Source organism: Micromonospora cabrerizensis, from assembly GCF_022230955.1.
Lineage (GTDB): Bacteria > Actinomycetota > Actinomycetes > Mycobacteriales > Micromonosporaceae > Micromonospora > Micromonospora cabrerizensis.
The window spans coordinates 1-1000 of record NZ_JAKKFI010000075.1; the positions used below are offsets into that span (position 1 = coordinate 1).

A 1000-nucleotide genomic window follows, 5' to 3' on the forward strand; every position below is an offset into this window, starting at 1 on the left:
GAAGCCGCTCACCCATTGCACTGGCGGAACGCAACACCCCCGGGCGTGCCGTGCACACCCCCGATGGAGAGGAGCACGCCATCATGCGGACCGATCTGATCCGTAAGAGCGCACTCACCGCCGCTGGGATCGCGTTCACCGGTGGTGCCATCGTCGGACCCGTGACCGCCGCGTTCGCGGCGCCGAGCACCGCCAAGCCCACCACCCAGACCCAGACCGACCGCAAGCCCTCGGGTGAGCGGGAGCTGGGTGTGCGCTACGAGGCGCAGCCGAACTTCTACTACTGCGGGCCCGCCGCGACCCGTAACGCCCTGAGCGTGCAGGGCAAGAACATCAACGTTGATGACATGGCCAAGGAGATGGGCACCACCGAGGCCGGCACCAACTCCATCAACGACATCACCCCGGTACTGAACAAGGAAACCGGTAAGGCCGACGCCTACCACAGTGTGGAGATCAGCAAGCCCGACGCCGACGCCCCGCAGACCGACAAGCTGCGCACCGACATCGTCCGCACCGTGGACAACGGCCGGGCCGTGGTCGCCAACATCGCCGGCACCAGCACCGACACCGACGGCGTCACCCACTCCTACGAAGGTGGGCACTACATCAGCGTCGTCGGCTACCGCGACAACGGCCAGACGGTGAAGATCGCCGACTCCGCCGACCCGAACACCGCCTCCTACTGGATCACCGTCGAGCACCTCGCCGACTGGATCGCCACCCGCGGCTACGCCACCAGCTGACCCGCCCCGGCACACAACACTGCACCCACACACCGACCGACAGCCGAAGGGCCGGACCCCACCACGGGGCCCGGCCCTTCGTCATGACCGGATCAGGTCTCGGCGAGGACGGCCAGGATCTGTTCGCCGTACTTGGCGAGTTTGTTCTCGCCGACGCCGCTGACCCCCGGCAGCTAGTACATCTAGCCCGACGCTCCACTGACGCTCTTACTGACAGTGGCGCCCTCATACTACGAGTACTTCGTGTGCACCTC

At 66.6% G+C, this 1000-nt stretch carries 1 protein-coding gene; it reads left to right on the top strand.

Annotation, left to right across the window (positions count from 1 at the left end; genetic code table 11):
• The first annotated feature begins 83 nt into the window (after positions 1–83).
• Positions 84–746: a C39 family peptidase gene (locus LADH09A_RS18770; RefSeq protein WP_238646769.1), complete on the top strand. Its 663-nt coding sequence runs from the start codon at positions 84–86 to the stop codon at positions 744–746.
• Positions 747–1000 lie beyond the last annotated feature (254 nt).

Coding starts and splice junctions, on each gene's coding strand:
- LADH09A_RS18770 (WP_238646769.1), top strand. CDS start 84: ATGCGGACCGATCTGATCCGTAAGAGCGCACTCACCGCCGCTGGGATC.